Here is an 18,967-nt window from a genome sequence, read left to right as displayed (position 1 = left end):
TTCTAGGCTTGTTTCTCGATAATACCGCAACCTAAACGACCCCCGCCTGCACCGCCTTGAACACCTGTTGTGCCTTGATCTTCATCGATGTGTACGATAAAAGCACTGCCATCTTCATCAAAGATGCTTAACGGCCCGGGTGAAAGGGTGACGCGGTTGGTACGATGGGTTAAAACAGCATTACCTTGGGCATCTGCAACTAAATTGGGTAAGTCTCCCATGTGAAACGGATGATTGGCGTCGGGGTTTGTTTCTCCATAAGGGCCGGGATCAAAATGTCCACCTGCTGCCCCGAAATCGGGTTCACATTTTGCAGTTTGATGAATATGAAATCCATGTCTGGTATTCGGAGGTAAGCCACTCACTTCGGCTTTGACTCCTACCGTTGGTAAGATTTCTGAGGTTTCCGAAGGTGGATTTTCTGTTAACGTGACGGTTCCTGATACATTAGAATCGGGTGCGCCTTCGATATCCGCAACCGCAACAATTTGATCGCCGTTATCGGTGGGTGCTGTTGATTGAGTATTATTAACTTGATCACAACTGACAACAGCGATCATTAACAACAATCCAAAGAAAAGTGAAAAAATTCTTCTGAATATATTCATGGGACAATTTCCTATAACGTATCATTTCTAATAATTTCCTCTTTATTGTACATCGATTGTAGAAGAATTGAGAGTCAAAATTTAGAATGAAAATCATTATATAGCGTTTTTCAGAGCCATGAGGTACAGATTTGTCCTCTTACCTTTTACCTTTTGCCTCTTGCCTTCTGCCTCTTGCCTTTTGCCTTTTGCCTCTTGCCCAAAGCATAAAGTTTTGTACCTCACAAGGCGCGATAACTGCTATATTACTTACTGAACTGTTCCAGCGCTAAACACTCGACCAATCACTTCTTCAATCGGAGGATCACTAATCGTTAAATCTAATACTTCCATTTGAGCTAAAATTTCAGCAATCGTGTTGGTGAGGGTTTCTCGCTGCACTAACAACCGCACAGATTGTCCTTGAATCGATTCGATTTCCCCATATTTTGCGAAGATATTATTGACGGATTGGGGTTGTTCTTGGGGAGAATTGGCTAACTCAATTTTAACTTCTCGATAGGGGGAAAAACGTTCGAGTAATCCCTCCAAATTCCCATCATAAATCAACTCGCCCTGATGAATTAAAATCACCCGTTTACACAAAGCGGTAATATCTGCCATATAATGACTGGTGAGTAGAATTGTTGCATGATAACGTTGATTATATTCGGCTAAAAATTGTCGGACAGCAACTTGAGCATTAACATCTAAACCTAATGTGGGTTCATCTAAAAATAACACTTGCGGACGATGTAACAAAGCTGCCAATAATTCCGCTTTCATTCGTTCACCTAAAGACAGCTTTCTAACGGGTTGTTTTAACTGTTCTTTGATAAAAAGCATCTCGCTTAACTCCCCTAAACGAGAGCGAAATTCTGAGTCATAAATCCCATAAACGGCTGCATTAATTCGCAGAGAGTCTAACGCAGGCAAATCCCAAATTAACTGTTGCTTTTGACCCATAATTAGGGTAATCTGATGTAAGAAGGAAGATTGGCGCTCAAAAGGGGTATAGCCTGCAACTTTAACAAGACCACTAGAGGGATGAATGAGTCCAGTCAGCATTTTTAAAGTTGTGGTTTTTCCCGCCCCATTTGCACCCAAAAATCCCACCATTTCTCCAGCTTCTAGGGTAAAAGATACTTCACGCACCGCTTGAACTTGGCGATAGGTTCGATTAAAAAAGTGACGAAGGGTTCCTTTTAACCCCGGTTCTTTGACGGCGACGGGATAGACTTTACTTAACTGTTGGGCGATAATAATTGACATATGCGGTTAGGGTAAGTAGATGCAGAAAACAGAGTTTTTAGTCTGAATAGAGATCGAACACCAAGAGAAAAAGACACAAAGATTTGTTTTTGGGTTTTCTCTGTGTCTTTGAGGTATTTTGAGTCTCCGTTGATCGGGGTTTAGCTATGAATTAACATTTGAGATAAGCGGCCCAAACGTAACCTTCCATAATAGAAGTGCGAATAAACGCCCATTTATTATTACTGGAAGTTTTCAGCCATTCGACTTTTACGCCATCAGGTAAACTGCCGATAATTTTACCGTTGGGAGTTGAACGCACATTCAGCGGGGTATCTGTCGGGTCAGCAACGGAACAACTGCGAATATTTGCAAGTTGAAATTCGGCTTGAGGTAGATGTATCGGGTTGAGTCCAGTTTCAGAAGTGGGGTTAACCGGAGTTAGGCTAGCAATTGCGGAAAATTGGGGAACCCAAGTGAAGCTAATTCCAGTCACAACTAATAGAGATTTTCCCAAAAATTTAGTGAGTTTCATCGGGTAAACGTCCTCGTGTTATGTGAACACGGTAAATGCACCCCACACAAATTCTGGATTGACTGATTATACACTGAACGAGCTAAGTTGAGCTATGATGATTTTCGACTAATTCGGTAAACTTTTTTAGGGTTTCTAGATAACGCTGTCCGGCGACATCTAACACATCGTTATGGTCGGCGCCGTCTACCCAGAAAGACATTTTTGGTTCGTTGGCTTTGGCGTAGAGCTTTTCTCCATGCCAAAAAGGAATCACTTGATCCTGATTTCCATGCAGGATTAAGATGGGACTGTTAACTTTTGGGATTTTAGCCAGATTGGAAAATTTGTCAAAGGGAAATAGAGGAATGCGGGTAACGACTCGAAAAATACTGACAAACGAACTTTCAATGATTAACCCCCCAATGGGTTTACGGGAAGCTAAATCAACAGACGGCCCTCCCCCCACAGAACGACCATAGACGAGAATTTCATGGGGCGGTATATTTAAGTCTTGGGTGAGGTAGTTGTAGGCAGCGTTAATGGCGTGATAGGTGCCTTTTACCGTCGGTTTTCCACTGCTAGTCCCATATCCCGGATAGTCATAAACCAAAACTGAAAAGCCTATTTCTTGTAGCTTTTGTAAGTGGAAGCGAGTCTGTCCGATGTCTTCTGCATTGCCATGACTGTAGAGAATTGTATACTGACTTTCGGGGTTGGGTAAGTAGAGGGCGGTAATATCGTCGCCATTTGCGGCTTTGAGTTGGATCAACTCGTTAGTCTGCGTGTAACTCGACGGGGGTGGGAGAAAAATTAGGCGATCACTCCCAAAATAGGCCCAGATTCCCACGCACGCATAAATGATTATTGTTGAGATCAGCAAGCGATGGAGTGAAAATTCTCCTATAATGAGGCGTTTGAGGGTTACTTTGTTCATAATTCTAGCCGATGATGCTGGGATTATTCTGTAGCTAAGTTTGCAGTGTTAGGCTGAATTTTTGCAATTTGTGAGGAATGATTATGACGATAGAATATCCTGAAGATATAAAATACACTGACACCCATGAATATGTCCGACTTGATGGTGAAATTGCCACGGTTGGAGTGAGTGCTTTCGCCGTTGAACAGCTTGGGGATATTGTGTTTTTAGAATTGCCCTCGCTCAACGATGCGATTGAGAAAGGCGAATCTTTTGGGACAATAGAATCGGTCAAAGCAGTAGAAGATTTGAAAGCGCCCATTAGTGGTACTGTAGTCGAATGTAACGATGCTGTGGTAGAATCGCCCGAACAGCTTGCCGACGATCCCTATGGTGAGGGATGGTTGATCAAAGTTCGCATTGATGAAATTAATGACTTGGATGATTCACTGACGGCAGAGGAGTATCGACAGCTTGTCGAAGGTGAGTAGAATTTAAGTCATTGGAACTAGGAACAAAAAATCTAGGATTCACAACTCTGAACTAATGAGGGAAAACGGTTTTTCAATAACAGCGACCCCAAAAGTTGTTTTTGAGTATGAATTTGTCCAGTAAATGTATTAAGTGTATCACAAGCCACAGTTCCTAGTTCCTTTGTGAGAAAATTTGTTACAAATAAATAAGGACGCTGTAGATTTCATCGGAATGATTTCATGACCTGTCGTCAGGTTGAGGAACAGAGGGGAAGGTTTACTCTATTCTGTTAATGAGAAGTCATTTTATAGTCAATGTGGCTGTTCTGTAGTTCTCAAGTCCATACTATTCACATTTTGGAGTTTTAATTAAAGTTTCATGTTAGATTTTCATTCAACGTCCAATCCAGAAAAAGCCAACACTCGATCTACCGTTACAAAAACCCATCAATTTTATTCAAGTTCTCCAACTTCTGAGGATGAACCCCAATTGACTACTATAACAGATTCTTTTTTAAAGCGACATATTGGCCCGAACTTGGAGGCCATCCAAGAAATGTTAGAAACTTTGGGATTTTCCGATCTCAATGAACTCATTGATCGCACCATTCCGGCTTCAATTCGCCTCAACCGTTCCCTGAAATTACCGATCGCTAAAAGTGAATATGCCGCCCTCGCCCAATTAAAAGAAATTGCCTCAAAAAACCAAATCTTTCGCTCATTTATTGGGATGGGCTATTCTAATTGTATCACGCCTCCAGTTATTCAACGCAATCTGTTAGAAAATCCCGGTTGGTACACGGCTTATACTCCCTACCAAGCCGAAATTGCCCAAGGTCGTTTGGAAGCGTTGTTAAACTTTCAAACGATGATTATTGATCTAACGGGGATGGAAATTGCCAATGCTTCTTTACTCGATGAAGCAACTGCTGCGGCTGAAGCAATGAGTATGAGTTATGGCGTTTCTAAGGCGAAAAAAGCGGATGCGTTTTTTGTGTCTCAAGATTGTCATCCCCAAACAATTGATGTAGTTAAAACGCGGGCTTTACCGTTGGGAATTGAAATCATTGTCGGAGATTTTAAAACCTTTAAGTTTGATACCCCAATTTTTGGGGCGTTGCTACAATATCCCGCAACCGACGGGGCAATTTACGACTACCGAGACTTGATCGAAACTGCCCACAAACACAAAGCATTAGTTACCGTTGCGGCTGATATTTTAAGTTTAACGTTGTTAACGCCCCCTGGTGAATTTGGGGCGGATATTGTGGTCGGAAATACTCAACGGTTTGGGGTTCCCCTCGGTTATGGCGGCCCCCATGCGGCTTATTTTGCCACCCAAGAAACCTACAAACGACAAGTTCCAGGACGTTTAGTTGGGGTTTCAAAAGACTCAAACGGAAACCCAGCTTTGCGTTTAGCTTTACAAACACGTGAACAACATATTCGTCGGGATAAAGCCACCAGCAATATTTGTACCGCCCAGGTTCTTTTAGCTGTAATTTCGGGAATGTATGCAGTTTATCACGGGCCAAAAGGGTTAAAACAAATTGCCGAAAAAATCCATCAGTTAACGACAATATTAGCACAAGGATTACAACGATTGGGGTATGAAATTAGCAATGAATCCTATTTTGATACCCTCGGAGTGAATTTAGGTTCCCAACCGTTACAAGAAATTCTCGATGCAGCCAAAGTTCATCATATTAATCTACGAACTCTAGATAAAAATACTGTGGGTATCAGTTTAGATGAAACCACAACAATTCAAGATTTAATTGATTTGTGGCAAATCTTCTCCGATACCGATGAACTGCCTTTCCGACTGGATGAACTCTCCGGAAATTCTACACTGCTAGATGCTTTTAAACGAACTAGCGACTATCTGACTCATCCCGCTTTCAATCAGTATCATTCGGAAACGGAATTATTGCGGTATTTGCATCGCTTGGAAAACAAAGATTTATCATTAACAACTTCGATGATTCCGTTGGGTTCCTGTACAATGAAGTTAAACGCGGCAGCAGAAATGTTACCCGTAACTTGGCCGGAATTTGGTAAAATTCATCCCTTTGCCCCCAAATCTCAAACCGTCGGTTATCAAGTTCTGTTCCAACAGTTAGAACATTGGTTAGCAGAAATAACAGGATTTGATGGAATTTCTCTGCAACCGAATGCAGGTTCTCAAGGGGAATATACCGGTTTATTAGTGATTCGTCGCTACCACGAAGAACGAGGCGAAACCAACCGTAATATCTGTTTAATTCCTGAATCTGCACACGGAACCAACCCCGCAAGTGCGGTGATGTGCGGCTTAAAAGTTGTTGCTGTCAAATGTGATTCTGAGGGAAATATTGACATTGATGACCTCAAAACTAAAGCCGAAAAACACGGTCGAAATTTGGCGGCGTTGATGATTACTTATCCTTCCACTCACGGGGTTTTTGAAGAAGGAATTCAGGAAATTTGTGATATTATTCACAACAATGGCGGTCAAGTTTATATGGATGGGGCGAATATGAACGCCCAAGTTGGTTTGTGTCGTCCGGCTGATTTTGGCGCCGATGTTTGTCATTTAAACTTACACAAAACCTTCTGTATTCCTCACGGTGGCGGTGGGCCAGGAATGGGGCCAATTGGGGTTAAATCTCATTTAATTCCCTTTTTACCGGGGCATTCAGTTGTGACAATGCAAGATGATAATCCTCAATCTTTGGGCGCTATTTCGGCGGCGCCTTGGGGAAGTCCGAGTATTTTGGTAATTTCTTGGATGTATATTGCCATGATGGGCGCCGAAGGGTTAACCGAAGCCACAAAAGTAGCGATTTTAAATGCTAATTATATGGCTCATCGTCTGAAAGAATCTTACCCGATTTTATATAAGGGTAAAAATGGTTTGATTGCCCATGAATGTATTTTAGACTTGCGAGGCGTGAAAAAATCAGCCAATATTGAAGTCGATGATATCGCTAAACGGTTGATGGATTATGGCTTCCACGCGCCTACCGTTTCTTGGCCGGTACCGGGAACCGTGATGGTTGAACCGACAGAAAGCGAGTCGAAAGCAGAGTTAGACCGTTTCTGCGACGCGATGATAGCGATTCGGCGCGAAATTTCGGCGATTGAGTCGGGAGACATCGACGGCGAAAACAACCCCTTAAAGAACGCACCACACACCGCAGAATCGCTAATTGTCGGTGAGTGGAATCATCCCTATTCCCGCGAACAGGCGGCTTACCCGGCACCTTGGTTGCGAGATCATAAGTTTTGGCCTTCTGTGGGACGAATTGATAACGCTTATGGCGATCGCAATTTTGTTTGTTCTTGTCTACCAATGGAGGCTTATTCTGAGAACTAGAATCGTCTAAAACAATTGTCGGGGCGGGTTTTTTCAGTCATCAATAAACTCTATCAACCCGCCCTAATTCTATTCTTCTTGATGGAGAATCACAAACGGTGTATTTAAACTTTCCCACTGTTGAATGAGAGAATAGAGTTGTGTTTTACGAAAATAAGAAGATTCATAAGCCAGTCGCAGAATTTTCTCTATTTGTTCAGCTTCTACATCTTTTGAATTATTTGAACCGAGGAATTGACACAATCCAATTGAGAGAATTTCAATTAAATCATGTCCGCTGATTAGTCTGACGGTTTGCCGTGACAGCAATTTATCCTTTCCCAAAGATAACATGAATTTATCCTACCGTTAACAATGATTTTACCTCCGTTTTCTAAGATAGAACTGTAGAGTAAATCAAGTAGTCATGTATAACACTATCTCCTCAGTGAATAGCCATGAAATCAACCGTTTGAGTGAACAATTAATCAAGAGCGGATCAAGTAGCCGTTATCAGATTATAGTACAAGTAGCAAAACGGGCAAAACGATTTCGTTATGAAGATTTTGACAATCCTAATGCTTCTGAAGTTAAACCTGTTGTACGGGCGATTGTAGAGATGTCTGATGAAGTGAACCAGCCGGAATTAATTATTGATGAGATCAGCTAACATTACCAACACTATAGTATTATTGTTGGGGCGGTTTGTATTGCGTTCTTCTCTGCGCCCTCAACCCCAACGATATGAATGATTGGGTAAAAAAGAAGTGAATATTGAGGTTTAGTTAGGATGAGATTTGGGTAAAATGGCATAGAGAATAGAAGGATAAACGTTTAGATAGCGAACGACTAAAACGTGTAGTAAAATATTCCACATCGCCATTGTTAAAGCGGTAGACAGAGCTGCACCTAAAATGCCTAAAGTGGGAATGGTGAGCGCATTTAAAATAATATTGGTGATTGCACTACATCCAAAGATGATAGCGGATTGATTTTGATGTCCGGTCATCACCATGAGATACCCAACCGAACCCGAACCAACATTCACTAACTGTCCAAAAATTAGAATAGTCATGGGTAGACGGGCGGCAACAAACTCTGAACCAAATAAGCCTAAAATGGGGTCAGCAAAGGTAATAATCGCAATAGCAAGAATTAAAGACGGCCAGAAAATCCAATGGGCAACAGTCGCCACTAACGATTGTAAACCTGAGCGGTCATTTTGAGTGTAAAGTGTGGTAAATACCGGAGCAGCCACAGTATTCACCGCTTGTAAAACAAACGTAACCCAAACCGAAGTTTTAGCAGCAGCGCTGTAAATTCCCACTGATTCGGGGCTAATAATTGTTCCAATCATCAAAATATCAGTTTGATTAAGAACAATAAAAAATACTCCTTGCAATAATAATGGAAAAGCCACTTTTAACCATTCAGTTGTCTGGTAATCTGGAGTAGCTAACTGATATTCAATCTTGAGTTGATGTTGTAAGAATTGCCACTGACTGACGACTACAAGAATCAAAGATAAAATCGAGACTCCTAAGACAATTTCACTCTGGAGGGGAGATTGAATTTGCCCAGCAGAAAAAGCTGCCCCTAATACCAAGAGTGGTTGAATTAAACGAAACGGAGCATAGGCTAAGATAATTTTATTAAAAGCCCGAGCCATTTCTGCCTGGAGTTGGGCTAAAGCAATTAAAGGCACCATCCAAACTCCAATTAAGAGTGGCGTATAATAGATCCAACTAGAATCAGTAAAGATTAAAATTAAAGCCGTTGTGCCTAAAGTGAGGGCAAAACTAATCACACCCGTTAACTGCCAAGTCCCTTGAATTAAGCCCGTTAATTGTTGCCATTGTTGGGTCACTTTATATTGACTAATAAACCGCAATACAGCAGTCGGCAAACCAAGTCCACCGAAAATGGCGAGTAACAACGTGCAGGAAACAACATATTCATAAATTCCAAACTCAGCCGTTCCCAGCCAACGAGCCAGAAAAATCTGGACCATATAAGTCAATCCAACACCTGAAACCTGGACTAAAAAAGCAGTTCCCGCACCTCTAGCCAAATTCACCAGTAAAGGAGAGTCAAAAAAAGATAGACCCCATTGAGTCAAAAGTTGTCGAATGCCCATTGAAAACTGGCAAATTAGAATCAGTCAGATCTTATCTTAACGATTGCGTCTGCTTCTTGGTTGCGGAGGAAGAAAGTCAGTTTGCTCATCATAAAAAGCATAAGGCCAAGCAAAATCAATCGGTTGCATGGGATACTTTTTCGGACTTGATGAACGCCGCTGAGGTTGAGTGAGGACAAAAATCAAACTGAGAACAAAAATACTTCCGCCTACAAACAGAGCCACCACAACTCCGACTAAAACCCAAAGAACAGCCGTTTGAATCATCGAGTTGTTTCCGGACTGATTCGCAAAAGGTTTAGAGGAACCCCCCGACCAAGTAATCATCCGTTGTTGTTCATTGAGTTGCATCAAGAGCTGCTCATTTTTGATGCGTTGCTGCTCAGTTTGAGAAGTCAGTTGTTCGATTTGCATTCGCTGGCGTTCCGTCTGCGTTGTCAACTGCTCAATTTGCATCCGATGCCGCTCCAACTGAGTTGTAAGCTGTTGCGTTATATTCTGCTGCTGCTGAACTTGGTTTTGGAGTTGGGAGTCGGAGCTATTGGGGGGATTGGAAGGACTACTCGGCGCCGCCGTCAGAGGAGGGGGAGGCGGCAGTTGCAGCGAACCATAAGATTGACCCGGTTGAGGAGGGCCAAACGGAAGAATACCAAAAGGCTGATTGGGTTGAGAAGGATTAAAAGGTAAAACTCCGTAGGGCTGATTGTTGCGATCAGATTCTGAAGCATCCTTTGAGTTACTAGAAGGCAGGTCGCCAAATAATAGCCACCCAATGAGCAGGAGGAGGGCGGTCATTACGGTGAACATACACCCCCCCATAAATGCTGTCGTTTGACTCATTCCCTTCTGCTTCACGCCACAATTCCACTATGACAATATCAACTTGAATCTCAATGCAATGCTTGATTGGTTTGTCCCGTTCTATCCTTTGAACGAGAACAGAGACTCAATGAGCAAGTATAGTTCATCAAAGTCTCTATCGACTAGAGAAGCAGACTTAAATTTCTCAAATCTGAACTCCTATTTCCAGGATAGGCGGGATTAAACTCTAGAGGTGTCCAGCTTTTGAGTGAATTGGACTCTTTTCAATCGCGATCACATGAGATTCTTTTATAGCTAGTTTGGCTTAACATACTGTAGAAAATGCTCCTCTGTCAATCGGCTCTCAAAAAATTGCTCGATTCACTTCTGTTATCCAATTACTGGGGGCGCGAGCGTAAGAAATTGATTTTTGTCTTTCTTAAGAAAACGATAAAACTGCAAACAATGAAAGATCACCCTCAACTTACCCCCCTAAAGTCTTAACAAAAGTTGTTTCATCCTGGCAATGGGGATAACCCGTGATAGAATCGATTGCACAAGCCGTAGATGCGTTCATTTCTGTTTTTTGTTGGCTGATTGGGGAAAAGGATAATGAAACTGCTAGCTTTAGTCACCACAATTTTACTCTCTCCACTGGGGTTGGCAATGGAAACTTTGGCAGCCGATGACGATGCGATCGCTCAATTACGAGCAACAAATCGCTGTCCAGGATGCGATTTACGGGGAGCGAACCTCAGTGGACTGGACTTGAGAGGGGCGAACTTGTTCAATGCAAAACTACAAGGGGCAATTCTACGGGATGCTGACTTGCGGAGTGCCAACTTGTACGGAGCCAATCTCTATGTAGCCGATTTATTTCGAGCCAACCTCGCAGATGCCAATCTTTACGAGGCGAATCTTCGATATACGGATCTCCAAGGTGCTGATCTGCGACAAGCTGATTTATCGGGAGCATCCTTCGCTAGAGCTAACCTTCGCAAAGCTGATTTTCAAGATGCTAATTTGTTTGAAGCCAACTTCAGCGAAGCCTACCTCTCAGAAGCCAATTTTGAGAACGCCGATCTGCGTCAGGTGACTTTCTTCAAAGCGAACTTAGCCGATGCCAACTTTACAGATGCCAATATGTTTGCAGCGGATCTTCGCCTTGCTAACCTCAAAGGTGCAGATTTCTCCAACGCCAATTTACAGGCGGCTATCTTAGTGAATACGAACATCGCTCAAGCGGAATTGTCGAATACTGACTTAACAAATGCCTTGCTACAAGGAACAGAAGTTGGCCCGGTTGTCTGTATTCTTGATCAGGTGGTTAATTGCTTAGTTGCACCGACTTCTCCGGCGGCTCCTTTATTTTAAGGTCTAGAATTTCTTTCCTGTAAAAAGCTGACTCGGAAGACAAAGTTATTGGAAATTAAGACATTTTAAATGAGTGTCTTGACTCATTAATGAATATGATACGAATAACGCTCTGATGTTCAGCTTTTTCGGTGTTGATATGAAAATTGTTACATTTAACGTTCGTTTTGATAAGCCCGATCCGGGTAACAGCGCCTGGGTTTGGCGGCGAGGGATCATCGCTCAACTGATAGCTCAATCTGGTGCAGATTTGATCGGGACTCAAGAAGGAAAAGCACATCAGTTACTGGATCTCCATCGACGTCTCAACGACTATCAAAGTGTCGGGGTTGATCGGTTGGGAAACGGTTTGAGTGAATATTGTGCAATTTTCTATCATCAGCAGCGATGGCGTTGTCTCAAAACCGGAGAGTTTTGGCTGAGTCAGACTCCCAAATTAGTCGGAAGCGTAACGAGGGAGTGGGAAAATCCTGTTCCTCGGATGGTGAGTTGGGGAGTTTTTGAGGGAGTGGGTCAAGACAAACCGATTATTATTTTTAATACCCATTTCGACTATCATAGTCCACGGGCTAGAGAGTTGAGCGCTCAGTTAATTAGCGATCGCTTAAGCCAATTCAACGCCGATGAATATCGGTTTATTGTCACAGGTGATTTTAACGCCGAACCCGACAGTTTTCCCCGTAAAACCCTGTTAAAACCCCTCACAAATGGGGTTGTGTTACGTGATGCACTCGCCTCTATCGACTTAGACGAGCAAATGACCTATCACGAATTTACCGGAAAAGGGTTTGCGGCGGTCGATACTATTTATTATGATAGCCGTTTAAACTTGCATCAAGTGAGCGTTGATCGTACTCAAATTGATCACGTTTGGCCGTCTGATCATTTTCCTGTTATTGCTCAGTTTAATGGATAAATCTTATATTTATTTACATGGGTTTGCTTCTAGTCCAAAATCAGCCAAAGCCGATTTTTTGCGCGATCGCTTTCGAGAACAACAGATTAACTTACAAATTCCCAATTTGAATCAGGGGGATTTCTATAATCTTACTCTAACTCGACAACTCCACCAAATCGAAACGGAATATAATCTTAAATCTGAGCAAAAAAAAGTAATTATTGGTTCGAGTTTTGGCGGATTAACAGCGACTTGGTTAGCACAACGAAATCCCTCAGTTGAACAGTTATTTTTGCTTGCACCTGCCTTTGATTTTCTCACTCATGTGTTACCGCTTCTCGGCAATGAAAAGCTACAACAATGGCAAATTGAACGAGATTTATCTGTTTATCATCACGGTGAACAACGGGATGTTCCTTTAAACTATCACTTCATAGAAGACCTCTCTCAATACTCTGATGCTCAGTTAAATCGTTCTCTGCCCACATTAATTGTACATGGAAGACAGGATGAAATTATCCCGGTCCAAGCCAGTCGTCACTACAGTGCCTCACGTCCTTGGGTGAAACTGATAGAAGTGGAGAGCGATCATACTTTAGGGAATGTTTTACCAGAAATTTGGCAAGCGATTAAACTTAATTTAGATTGATTTTAGATGTTTCTAATAAAATCTATTGTAAAATTAAGAATAAAATCTGATTTCAGTCATACTTAAATGCTTGAATCTAATCCTGAATCTCCCCAAACTTTAGCAATTGATATTGGGGGAAGTGGTATTAAAATGATGGTGTTGAACCTCGCAGGTGAACCGATAACCGAACGAGTTCGAGTCGAAACACCTCAACCCGCAACACCCAAATTAGTGATCGCCACTCTAAGTGAATTAGCCCATAAACAGGGAGAATTTGACCGAGTTTCCGTGGGTTTTCCGGGGGTTGTTGTCCGAGGAGTCACAAAAACAGCAGTGAATTTACATCCAGACTGGGAAGAATTAAACTTCGCCCAAACCCTCTCTCAACAGTTTGGAAAACCGGTGCGAGTTGCTAATGATGCCGATATTCAAGGACTGGGTGCAATTTCTGGTCAAGGTGTCGAATTAGTTCTGACTTTAGGAACTGGAATTGGTACCGCTTTATTTTTAAATGGTCAGCTTGTTCCGAATTTAGAAGGCGGACATCATCCGTTTCGGAAAGGAGAAACCTACGAAGAACAACTCAGTCATGCAACCTTAGATAAAATTGGTTCAAAAAAATGGAACCGTCGCCTAGAAAAAGCCTTAAAAACGCTTAAACGAGTGTTAAATTGTGACCGAATTTATTTAGGAGGGGGCAACACGAAAAAAGTTAAATTTGAGTTGCCTAATTTTATTGAAGTTGTTCCCAATATTACCGGAATTTTAGGCGGCATTCGTTTATGGGAAATCGATCTGTGATGAATTAAAAGGAGTCGATGGAGTCGGATTCGGATTGGGGTTAAAATGTGTTCTTAAAGCCGTCTCCACAAAATCAGAACTATTCGTCTCCGTTGAAGTTTGATTCTCTGAAACAAAAGAAATTGTACTTTCTACTCCTTTCATAATTCTACCACAAATTTCATCTAAAGGGAGATCCGTGGAATCATTTCCAAAAGGACTATCCATTTGACTGCCAATTTCATCAACCCCCAGTAAAACCGAAGCAATTACCGCGACTGCAAATCCTACCCACCAGTTTAATTGATCAATCAAACTAAAGGGTAATAAACAACAGTAAATCATAATTAATTTTCTCAAAAAATTGACATAAGCAGGAGGAGTCGGGGTGGTGAGAATTCGTTCACAACAAGTCAACCCTTCAATCAACCGATTCAGTTGATTCAGCATGATCATTTGTTCTACAGGTGTAACGGTTTGATGTTGGGTAATTTGTTGGAGATCATTTCTAATCCATAATGAAATTTGCAGAGGTGGATTTTTAGCTTGACGACATTGATCTAAGATTTGGGGTGAAAGCCATTCATCTAACTCGGTGGTAATTTTTTGTTGTTTGAGATGGAGTTTTGTGGCAATTGCAAACCCAACGAGGAGTTTTAATAAAGTCGTTTTTTTAGAGGGATATTCTTCATCCGTCTCCCAAATTGTGATCTGAATTTCTCGGGATAAGTTGCGAATTTCAACCGTTAAAATCCCCCAAGCTTGACGACCCTGACAAAACCGTTCATAAGCCGCATTCGTCCGAAAAACTAATAATAGTCCTAACACCAAGTTACAAGCCACATTTGTCGTTAAACTACCCACGACATTTAATTCTAATATGGGTTTAAATTGATGAAAAAAAGCGACACCCATTGCCAAACTTGCAAACAGGATTGTTCGCGGTAAAATTGCCCTAAAAATCTGGCTTTCTGAGGTCAGGGTTTGCCAAAACCAATTCAATTGATTAATATTGAACAACACATTGATATTTTCTCTATTGAGACAAGTAACTATAGATAAGATTCTAGCTCAAGTATAAAATATAAAAAATTGGATGCTGTATCATTTGATGCGAGTTTGATTTAATTTTAATAAAAATATAACTGGATCAATCACAGATTTACAAAAATCAAAAATATTAGACAAAGACTCGAATTCTTTCGTCAAGTTTCCAGGGACAATATCAGCGTTGAAAATACATCCAAGAAGATCAACGGGTAAAATGACATTGAATCTCCATTGACAATCGCTCAAATTGCCACTGACCGCTACAATAAAACGGTTATGCTTGCAAATACCCAACGTGTTATTTGCGCCGCGGCACTTGTAGAGTGACTGAATCCCTAAAAATTAGGTCAAATTCAAAAAAATCAAGATGATTGAACGATACACACTGCCTGAAATGGGCAATCTTTGGACAGATGAATATAAACTGAAAACTTGGCTTCAGGTGGAAATCGCCGTCTGTGAAGCCCAAGCCGAACTCGGATACATTCCCCGCGAAGCCGTCGAACAGATCAAAGCCAAAGCCAATTTTGATCTCAAACGAGTCCAAGAAATAGAAGCCGAAGTCCGCCATGATGTGATTGCTTTTCTCACTAACGTTAACGAATATGTGGGCGACGCCGGACGTTATATTCACCTGGGGTTAACCAGTTCCGATGTCTTGGATACCGCTTTAGCCTTACAATTAGTCGCCAGTACCGATCTGCTTTTAGAACGGGTGGAATGTTTGAGTCAAGCCCTGCGTTATCAAGCCCAACAACACCGCAATACTGTGATGGTGGGGCGATCGCATGGAATTCACGCCGAACCCATTACCTTTGGCTTCAAACTCGCCGGATGGTTAGCTGAAGTCTGTCGTAACCGAGAACGTTTAGTGCGTTTGCGTGACAGTATCGCCGTGGGTAAAATCTCCGGGGCGGTAGGAACTTATGCCAATATTGATCCGCGTGTAGAAGCTCAAGCCTGTCAAAATTTAGGACTCCAACCCGATACCGCTTCGACTCAGGTGATTTCGAGAGATCGCCATGCCGAATATTCCCAAACTTTAGCATTATTGGGCGCATCTATCGAACGATTTGCGGTAGAAATTCGTAACCTACAACGGACTGATGTTTTAGAAGTCGAAGAATTCTTTTCTAAAGGTCAAAAAGGATCTTCAGCAATGCCTCACAAACGCAACCCAATCCGCAGTGAACGGTTAACCGGATTGGCGCGAATTTTACGAGGTCATGCCGTTGTAGCTTTGGAAAATGTAGCGTTGTGGCATGAACGGGATATTTCTCATAGTTCTGTAGAACGGATGATTTTACCCGATTCCTCCACTGTTGCCCATTTTATGTTAGTGGAAACGACAGATTTAGTCAAAAACCTGTTAGTTTATCCTGAAAATATGAAGCGCAACATGAATCTCTATGGAGGTGTTGTGTTTAGTCAGCGTGTTTTGTTGGCATTAGTTGAAAAGGGGTTAGGTCGTGAAGAAGCTTACAGTATTGTCCAGTCTTGCGCCCATGAAGCTTGGAACAAACCGGGAGGAAATTTTCACGATTTGATTATCAAAGATGAACGGGTAACGACTAAGCTTTCAACCTCAGAAATTGAAGCGTGTTTTGATCCTCAATATCATTTGAGGCATTTAGACCAAGTGTATCAACGCTTAGGCATTTGATACAGAATAGGTGGGGTTAGTTCGGCTAGGTTTGAAAGTAAACTGCGGTTTTAAGTTCCCGGTCTTTCGTCTGACCCCTGTTCGCTAATTTGATTTAAACTTTTATCGAGTTCTAAGACTGAGAACATGACTCGAAAATTTTTCTTATTTTTTACGGTATTACTCTCGGTCGTTGGATGTCATCTCACGACAGTTCCTCCGACTGAACTTCAGGTGAATTATGAACCCGCAATGGCGGTAGAAATGGCACAAACTTCGTCTAATTCTCCTTCAATTCAAGTCTATTCTCAAGTTCAAGATGGAGAAAAGCTTATTGATATTCAGGAGATTAATCCGAATATTAAACTAGATATTCGTTACGCCACGACTAACAATTTTTTACAACGAAAACTCTATTCTGTTCCTCGGTGTTTGCTGCGGGCTGATGTTGCCCAATCTCTGTCCAACGTCCAGCAAGACTTAGAAGAAATGGGCTTAGGACTCAAAGTTTTTGATTGTTATCGACCTTGGTCTGTGACGAAACAAATGTGGGAGATTTTACCCGATGGTCGTTATGTGGCTAACCCCGCAAGAGGTTCTCGTCATAATCGGGGGGCGGCGGTTGATTTAACGTTAGTGGATCTCCGCACCGGTGAGGAATTAAAAATGCCGACTGATTTTGATGATTTTACCGATAAAGCCGCCCGAGATTATTATTCTCATCCTCCAGAAGTTCGCCGCAATAGCAACTTATTGGAATACAAAATGAAACAATATGGCTTTGATTCTTTGATTACCGAATGGTGGCATTTTGATGCAGTCGATTGGAATCAATATTCCCTCCTCAATGTACAACTCGATCAGGTTCCTTAACATTAAAATTATTTAAAATTTCACTCTCCTAAATTCATCTGACCCAAAAATCCAGTCACAATTCGCCGGCCATCTTTGAGAACGTGAATTTCAATTTGATCGCTGGCCCAAGTCAGTTTATCCGCAAATTCGGGATTAAAAACCCTAACTTTTTGATTGCGAGAAGACACTAAAGATTCCGGTGAATGAATCGCTAAAGATTCGACAAACGGCCCATCAATTAAAAGATCTAATTCATCTAACAAGTCTTGAGAACCGACCGGGGCGTGAGGTGAGTGTAATTCTTCTAAGGTAAACCCCGTAAATGACATCACATTTAAACCCTTGGCTTTTAAACGTTTTGCCAATTGGGTTAAAGCGGGGGCTTGCCAAAAGGGTTCTCCGCCTGAAAAGGTGACACCTTGATTAGAAGAATGACTAACAATTTTATCAGCTAATTCTTCAACTTTGATCAACTGATTGGCTTCAAAAGACCAAGAAGGAGGATTGAAACATCCCCCACATTCTCGCTGACACCCTTGAACCCAAATCACCGCCCGACAACCGGGGCCATTGACTTCAGACTCATCAACATAACCCATGATATTGAGATATCCGGGGGGAATTTCTGCTAGCAAAGCAGGAGGATTAAAAATTAACTTGTTCATATCAAATCCGTTTAGCAACTCGGTTGATGCCTACTTCTCTATTTTGGATATCTTTAATTTTAATTTATTGTAGATAGGTTGGATGCTACGTCTCTACATCTGAATTTTTATTTAAGATTTTACCGCTTATTCAACTTTCACCAAAAATTCATATTCATATCCGCGAAAGTTAGAATCAAGTTCTAGGGTATATTCTCCGGTTTGGGGAAGTTCACCCGTCCATTCAGTCAGATTTTCAGTATAGGGATCTCCGGCTAAAAGTTCTCCATCTGGGGTGACAATCCGTGGAAAAACTTGTTGACGACTTTCCACCGTTAAAATTTGACCCGATCCGGCATTGAGAGTATAACGATGGCTGCCTCCACCGATAATTTCCCCTCGAATAATAGCGGAACTTCCCCCTTGTAAAAAGTTAATGGGTGTTTCTACATTTGCACAACTACTATTCGTGCGATTTTTGGCAACCCATCCTTCTACTGGACTACTAATTTGTAGCCAACCTTGATCTTCATTCACCACAGAAATAAATGTATCATTATCGAGTTGACCGACAATATTACCGTCTTGAACTTCTGGGGAGGAACGAACATTTAAAGGCGGTTCCGGGTCATCAACCACTGCCATACTGATGCGACAATTTTCGACCGGGGGTCGAATAACGACGGGGTTTGTTTGTGAAGAAGGAGAGGAAATCGGAGGGTTCGCGGGCGCTGCGGCGGTGGGAGAAGGAGTCGTTTGGGGTTGACTCACAGAGTTTAAAGTCGATGCGGTAGGAGATTGAGAAGAATGGGTCGATACCGTCAGATAAGCTACAATCACGGCTGTCGTGAGTCCGGCTGCACCTGCAATCATCAACTGGCTAGGTTTGAAGGACATCTTATATAAGCCTCGTTTCTCCAGGAAAATTTATTGAACCAATTTAGTCTGAAAAGCTGTTGAGTCTGTGTTATGAGTTTCGAGATTACGCCTGAAAATTCAGGATTTTCTCTTAAAATTTGATCTTGAGATTTTAAATCATCGTCTACCCTGTATATTTTAAATTAAATCCAATTA

The 18,967-nt window shown here is 41.9% G+C and carries 19 protein-coding genes; 9 read left to right on the top strand and 10 right to left on the bottom strand.

Going from position 1 to position 18,967, the window contains the following annotated elements; translation table 11 throughout:
- Positions 1–2 precede the first annotated feature (2 nt).
- The 4 genes from M595_RS07430 to M595_RS07415 form a co-directional block, all read right to left on the bottom strand.
- Positions 3–608, bottom strand: coding sequence for a superoxide dismutase family protein (locus M595_RS07430; RefSeq protein ID WP_023065553.1), 606 nt, complete (start codon positions 606–608; stop codon positions 3–5).
- 249 nt (positions 609–857) lie between these two features.
- A complete protein-coding gene (locus M595_RS07425) occupies positions 858–1,859 on the bottom strand; it encodes an ABC transporter ATP-binding protein (protein ID WP_023065508.1) in 1,002 nt (333 codons plus the stop codon).
- A gap of 151 nt (positions 1,860–2,010) precedes the next feature.
- Positions 2,011–2,373, bottom strand: coding sequence for an SH3 domain-containing protein (locus M595_RS30075; RefSeq protein ID WP_023065559.1), 363 nt, complete (start codon positions 2,371–2,373; stop codon positions 2,011–2,013).
- Between the two features lie 82 nt (positions 2,374–2,455).
- Positions 2,456–3,289, bottom strand: a complete 834-nt coding sequence (locus M595_RS07415) for an alpha/beta hydrolase (RefSeq protein WP_040483745.1) — start codon at positions 3,287–3,289, stop codon at positions 2,456–2,458.
- Between the two features lie 83 nt (positions 3,290–3,372).
- Here M595_RS07415 and gcvH point away from each other — a divergent pair, with 83 nt between their 5' ends.
- On the top strand, positions 3,373–3,762 hold the full coding sequence (gcvH, locus tag M595_RS07410) for a glycine cleavage system protein GcvH (RefSeq protein ID WP_023065517.1): 390 nt from the start codon (positions 3,373–3,375) through the stop codon (positions 3,760–3,762).
- Positions 3,763–4,123: 361 nt separating this feature from the next.
- Positions 4,124–7,102 (top strand): aminomethyl-transferring glycine dehydrogenase, encoded by a 2,979-nt coding sequence (gcvP, locus tag M595_RS07405; RefSeq protein WP_023065539.1) that lies wholly within the window; start codon positions 4,124–4,126, stop codon positions 7,100–7,102.
- 69 nt (positions 7,103–7,171) lie between these two features.
- Here gcvP and M595_RS07400 read toward each other — a convergent pair whose 3' ends face one another.
- A complete protein-coding gene (locus M595_RS07400; protein ID WP_023065501.1) occupies positions 7,172–7,435 on the bottom strand; it encodes a hypothetical protein in 264 nt (87 codons plus the stop codon).
- A gap of 73 nt (positions 7,436–7,508) precedes the next feature.
- Here M595_RS07400 and M595_RS07395 point away from each other — a divergent pair, with 73 nt between their 5' ends.
- The gene (locus M595_RS07395; protein ID WP_023065549.1) at positions 7,509–7,751 is read left to right on the top strand and encodes a DNA-directed RNA polymerase subunit omega; all 243 of its coding nucleotides are present in this window, start codon (positions 7,509–7,511) and stop codon (positions 7,749–7,751) included.
- 111 nt (positions 7,752–7,862) lie between these two features.
- Here M595_RS07395 and M595_RS07390 read toward each other — a convergent pair whose 3' ends face one another.
- Together M595_RS07390 and M595_RS07385 are read right to left on the bottom strand one after the other, a co-directional pair.
- Positions 7,863–9,218, bottom strand: coding sequence for a flippase (locus M595_RS07390; RefSeq protein WP_023065541.1), 1,356 nt, complete (start codon positions 9,216–9,218; stop codon positions 7,863–7,865).
- Between the two features lie 36 nt (positions 9,219–9,254).
- On the bottom strand, positions 9,255–10,058 hold the full coding sequence (locus M595_RS07385; RefSeq protein ID WP_023065543.1) for a hypothetical protein: 804 nt from the start codon (positions 10,056–10,058) through the stop codon (positions 9,255–9,257).
- 573 nt (positions 10,059–10,631) lie between these two features.
- On the opposite strand from M595_RS07385, the gene M595_RS07380 reads away from it, so the two are divergent.
- The 4 genes from M595_RS07380 (at position 10,632) to M595_RS07365 (ending at position 13,723) form a co-directional block, all read left to right on the top strand.
- Entirely contained in the window at positions 10,632–11,393 is a 762-nt protein-coding gene (locus M595_RS07380) for a pentapeptide repeat-containing protein (protein ID WP_023065564.1), read from the top strand.
- A gap of 115 nt (positions 11,394–11,508) precedes the next feature.
- A complete protein-coding gene (locus M595_RS07375; protein WP_040483743.1) occupies positions 11,509–12,309 on the top strand; it encodes an endonuclease/exonuclease/phosphatase family protein in 801 nt (266 codons plus the stop codon).
- The gene (locus M595_RS07370; RefSeq protein ID WP_023065530.1) at positions 12,302–12,940 is read left to right on the top strand and encodes a YqiA/YcfP family alpha/beta fold hydrolase; all 639 of its coding nucleotides are present in this window, start codon (positions 12,302–12,304) and stop codon (positions 12,938–12,940) included. The genes M595_RS07375 and M595_RS07370 overlap by 8 nt, the downstream gene beginning before the upstream one ends.
- A gap of 66 nt (positions 12,941–13,006) precedes the next feature.
- Positions 13,007–13,723, top strand: coding sequence for an ROK family protein (locus M595_RS07365; RefSeq protein ID WP_023065488.1), 717 nt, complete (start codon positions 13,007–13,009; stop codon positions 13,721–13,723).
- Here the strand turns inward: M595_RS07365 and M595_RS07360 are convergent.
- Positions 13,703–14,704, bottom strand: a complete 1,002-nt coding sequence (locus M595_RS07360) for a bestrophin family protein (protein ID WP_161809810.1) — start codon at positions 14,702–14,704, stop codon at positions 13,703–13,705. The genes M595_RS07365 and M595_RS07360 overlap by 21 nt on opposite strands.
- Positions 14,705–15,119: 415 nt before the next feature.
- Between M595_RS07360 and purB the strand changes: the two genes are divergently transcribed.
- Positions 15,120–16,415, top strand: coding sequence for an adenylosuccinate lyase (purB, locus tag M595_RS07350; RefSeq protein ID WP_023065516.1), 1,296 nt, complete (start codon positions 15,120–15,122; stop codon positions 16,413–16,415).
- Positions 16,416–16,541: 126 nt separating this feature from the next.
- Positions 16,542–17,267: a M15 family metallopeptidase gene (locus M595_RS07345; protein WP_023065560.1), complete on the top strand. Its 726-nt coding sequence runs from the start codon at positions 16,542–16,544 to the stop codon at positions 17,265–17,267.
- Between the two features lie 20 nt (positions 17,268–17,287).
- Here the strand turns inward: M595_RS07345 and M595_RS07340 are convergent, their stop codons facing one another.
- Together M595_RS07340 and M595_RS07335 are read right to left on the bottom strand one after the other, a co-directional pair.
- Positions 17,288–17,914 (bottom strand): 4Fe-4S single cluster domain-containing protein, encoded by a 627-nt coding sequence (locus tag M595_RS07340; RefSeq protein ID WP_023065525.1) that lies wholly within the window; start codon positions 17,912–17,914, stop codon positions 17,288–17,290.
- 126 nt (positions 17,915–18,040) lie between these two features.
- Positions 18,041–18,790, bottom strand: a complete 750-nt coding sequence (locus M595_RS07335; protein WP_023065557.1) for an SH3 domain-containing protein — start codon at positions 18,788–18,790, stop codon at positions 18,041–18,043.
- Positions 18,791–18,967: the final 177 nt, after the last annotated feature.

The organism is Lyngbya aestuarii BL J (assembly GCF_000478195.2).
Taxonomy (GTDB): domain Bacteria; phylum Cyanobacteriota; class Cyanobacteriia; order Cyanobacteriales; family Microcoleaceae; genus Capilliphycus; species Capilliphycus aestuarii.
The sequence above is the reverse complement of the archived record's forward strand: the minus strand, read 5'-3'. Positions and strand labels throughout refer to the sequence as shown.